Origin of the sequence: Oscillibacter sp. KLE 1745, from assembly GCF_000469445.2 — a bacterium.
Classification (GTDB): domain Bacteria; phylum Bacillota; class Clostridia; order Oscillospirales; family Oscillospiraceae; genus Oscillibacter; species Oscillibacter welbionis.
Genome location: NZ_KI271684.1, coordinates 1 through 3,948, shown reverse-complemented (window position 1 = coordinate 3,948; position 3,948 = coordinate 1). Strand labels below are relative to the sequence as shown.

The following is a 3,948-nucleotide window of genomic DNA, read 5'->3' as shown; positions in this document are numbered from 1 at the left end:
GGCAGATAAGCCAAACCCGCCCGGAGCCGTATTTTGGTACCGGTTTTCTCAAATTTGCTTTCAAATGGTTTTATTGGTTGATCTAAATATCAAATTCGACTAGTTTCGTATAGCTGCCGGCCCTCCGGCGTCAGCTGGCTGCCGCCCCTCCCCCGGCTGACCCGGACCAGTCCCTGGTCTGCCATCTGGGCCAGAATGCTTCGGATTTCCTGTTGGGAAGTGGGGACAAAAGCATCCCGCGCCAGCTGCAGCAGCCGCTCCCGGCCGATGGGCTGCCGGGCCTCTGAGGCCTGATACAGCTGTTCCAGCACAAAGCGGAACACATCAGAAGAAGGCTGCTGCGGCGTCTCCGGCAACTGCCGGATCGGCGCCTGCGGGGCTCTGTGGAACACGGTGGGGGGCAGGTCCTCCATGGTGATGGGATCGTGGCCGGTGTAGAGAAAGTACTCCACTACGTTCCGCAGCTCCCGGATGTTGCCCGGCCAGGAGTAGGATTTCAGAAAGCCCCGCACCTGAGGCGTCAGGCGGAAGCTGCCGCCCAGCTCCTTTTGGAACTGCTCCAGGATCAGGAACAGATCGTCCCCCCGCTCCGACAGGGGCGGGATGACGATGGGCAGGGTGCTGAGACGGTAATACAGATCCCGGCGGAAGGTGCCCTCCGCCACCTTCCGCTCCAGAGACTCGTTGGTGGCGGCCACGATCCGCACGTCGATGGGAATGATGGAGGTGCCGCCCACCCGCATGATCTCCCGTTCCTGCAGGACCCGGAGCAGCTTGACCTGAAGAGCCGGACTCATGCCCTCCACCTCGTCCAGAAACAGCGTGCCCTGGTGGGAGATCTCAAGCAGGCCCAGGCGGCCGCCCTTTTTGGCGCCGGTGAAGGCCCCCTCCTCATAGCCGAAGAGCTCGCTCTCCAGCAGGTTTTCCGGGAAGGCCGCCACGTTGATGGCCACGAAGGGCCCGTTCCGCCGCCGGGAGGCCCGGTGGACCGCGTGGGCGAACAGCTCCTTGCCGGTGCCGGTCTCGCCGATCAGCAGGATGGGGCTCTCGCTGACAGCCATCCGCCGCAGCACCTCCTTGGCCTTCTGGATGGCATCCGACTCCCCGATCACATCCTCAAAGCCGTACTTGGCGCGGTAGCCCTTGTGAAGCAGCTGGTTGCGCAGCTGGCTCTGCCGGGCCTCCACGTCGTTGAACCGCTGCAGGATGGCAAACGCGCCGATGCAGGCCCGCTGCCGCATCACCGGCACCACCTCCGCGCTGACGTTGATGCCGTTGAGGCGGATGATTTTGGCAGGCAGCCGCTCCCGCTCCTGTAAACATTTCGAGAAGGGGAGATAGGGGAAGACCTGAGAGGCCGGCTTGCCCATCACCAAGTCGGCGCTGGTACGGGTGATTTCCTCCGCATGGCGGTTGCAGGCGAAGACCTCGCCCCGTTCGTTGACGCCCACCACGCCGTCCTCCAGCGTCTCCATTAAAATATGGAATTGGCTCTCGAGCCGGATGGAGCGGGCGAACATCTGGTCAAAGCTGTAATTGCTGGTTGCAATCGATTGGAAATAGGTCTGGAATTTCTCCGTCTCCAGCAGATGCTCCAGCCCCAGCCGCAGGGCGATCTCGATCATCATGCCGGAGGTGCAGGCCCGCTGTCCCACGTCGATTTTGGTCTCGATCTCCTCCGGCACATAGCGCATCTCGTCCGGTGTCACTGCGATGTGCACATCCCCCGGCAGCTCTGCCCCGGGATAGAAGGGAATCCAATGGACGTGGGTGATGCCGAACTGCTCCAGCTGGGCGATGGCCTCCCGGGCCATGGTCTCCGTCATGTTGACAAACAGCACCCGGCTGCCGGCGGGCAGTTCCTTCAGCCGCCGCAGCTCCTGCCAGCGGAAGGAGGCCTGCACCGCCATGGTCTGACTGTCGATAGGCACGTGGCGGGCCAGCTCTTCCGGCGACCCAAAGGCGTCCGTGGAGGCGGCGAACAGATCCGCATGGGGCAGCATGCCCATGGCGCTCCCGTCCATGACGGAAAACACCGAGACATCCGCCACCTCTCCGAACAGGCCCTCCACATCCCGCCCATAGGAGCGGGCAGCTCTGGGGTCCAGCGCAATGATGGAGATTGCCTTTTTTTCCACGCAGCTCACCTCCCAATTAACCATTTACTTTGACCATTTTCCCATAATTCGCTCTCCTTTACAAGGGGGAGAGGCTGTTTTTTCAGGAAATTCACGGGGGAGGCAGTTGGCACGAAATTTGCTTATCTTATCAGGTTGAATATGTTGCGGGCCATTGGAGATTCGCCTGGATACAGAAAGGAGCTTCCCTCATGATTACGAAAGAAGAACTGCTGACCCTGCTGCGGCAGGAGGTCGTCCCCGCTCTGGGATGCACGGAGCCGGTGTGCGTGGCCCTGGCCACCGCTGACGCCAGCCATGCCATCGGCGGAGACATCGTCTCCATCAAGGTGGAAGTCAACCCCGGCATCTATAAGAACGGCATGAGCGTGGGCATCCCCGGCTTCTCCCGGGTGGGGCTGAAGTACGCCGCCGCTCTGGGCGCCTGCTTGCGCAACCCGGAGAAGAGTCTCCAGCTGTTGGAGGACATCACTCCCGGCGTCAGCGACGAGGCCATCCGGCTGGTGGAGGACCGCCATGTAGTGGTGATGATCAAGCAGGAGGAGACACAGTTGTATGCCCGGGCAGAGGTAATCACCACCGCCGGCATTGGCATCAGCGAGATCCGGGGTACCCACTCCAACATCGTCCTCACCGTGCGGAACAACGACGTGCTGGTGAAGAAGGAGTATGCGGCCGGTGGACAGGATGAGCTCCATGAGCGGCTGGCTCCCATGACTGTGGCGGAGATCCGCGCCCTGGTGGACCAGTGCAGCGAGGAGGAGCTGGCCTTCATGCTGGATGGCATGGATATGAATGAGAAGCTGGCCGACTTCGGCCTGGAGCACACCCTGGGCGTTGGCATCGCCACGGCCCTGAAGAAGGCAGACCTGCTGGGCGACAGCTTCGCGGCCAACACCATGCTGCGGGTGGCCAGCAGCGCCGAGGGCCGCATGAGCGGCTGCCCCTACGCCGTTATGAGCAGCGCCGGCAGCGGCAACCACGGCATCACTGCCATCATCCCTGTGGTGGAGCTGGCCAAGCACCTGGGCTCCTCCAAGGAGCAGCTGGAAAAGGCGCTGGCCTTTTCCCACACCCTGAACGTGTATATCAAGATCTTCACCGGCAAGCTGTCTGCCACCTGCGGCTGCGGCGTCTCTGCCGCCACCGCCTCCGCCGCGTCCATGGTGTGGCTGATGGGCGGCAGCGATGAGCAGATCGGCAAGGCCATCATCAACATGAGCGGCAACCTCACCGGTATGATCTGCGACGGCGGCAAGATCGGCTGCGCCCTGAAGCTGGCTACTGCCACCAACGCCGCCATCATGTGTGCCCAACTGGCCATGAGCGATGTGGTGCTCCAGTCCACGGACGGCATCTGCGGCAAGACGCCGGAGCAGGCCATCCGCAACATGGGCCTGGTCAGCACCTCCGGCATGGTGGAGACCGACAAGACCATCCTGGACATCATGATGAAGAAGGACGCCTAAATGTATGCGCCTGCGTCCTTCAAAGCCGCCCCGCGGGAAACTCCCGCCGGGCGGCTTTTTTCCGGGGTTGATTTTTCCGGCGAAATCCCCTACCATAGGAGTATCTTAAGCAGCGCGGTGCGCTGCGGAAAATGGAGTGAACAGGACAGCCGGGAGGAACTGCTGATCCCTTCTGCCAGGAGACCGTCCGCATCCCCGGCCCCTCCGGCCGGGAGCAGGGGGTGGCAGAACTGGTACAGTGGGAAGATGTAGGAATCCGGCTTCGACGAGGTCCAGACAGACCGCTGCGGCAGCGTGCTGGGGCGGATCCGGGGCAGGCGGCCCCCGCCCGTATGGGCGGG

The 3,948-nt window shown here is 62.6% G+C and carries 2 protein-coding genes; one reads left to right on the top strand and one right to left on the bottom strand.

Annotated elements, in window-relative coordinates:
- Positions 1-89: 89 nt before the first annotated feature.
- The gene (locus tag HMPREF1546_RS02975) at positions 90-2,138 is read right to left on the bottom strand and encodes a sigma-54 interaction domain-containing protein (RefSeq protein WP_367646050.1); all 2,049 of its coding nucleotides are present in this window, start codon (positions 2,136-2,138) and stop codon (positions 90-92) included.
- A gap of 191 nt (positions 2,139-2,329) precedes the next feature.
- On the opposite strand from HMPREF1546_RS02975, the gene HMPREF1546_RS02970 reads away from it, so the two are divergent.
- Complete coding sequence (locus HMPREF1546_RS02970) at positions 2,330-3,607, top strand: serine dehydratase subunit alpha family protein (RefSeq protein ID WP_021748369.1); 1,278 nt, start codon at positions 2,330-2,332, stop codon at positions 3,605-3,607.
- Positions 3,608-3,948 lie beyond the last annotated feature (341 nt).

Excerpts from the sequence above, each read along its gene's own strand:
- HMPREF1546_RS02970 (WP_021748369.1), top strand. The coding sequence starts at position 2,330 with ATGATTACGAAAGAAGAACTGCTGACCCTGCTGCGGCAGGAGGTCGTC.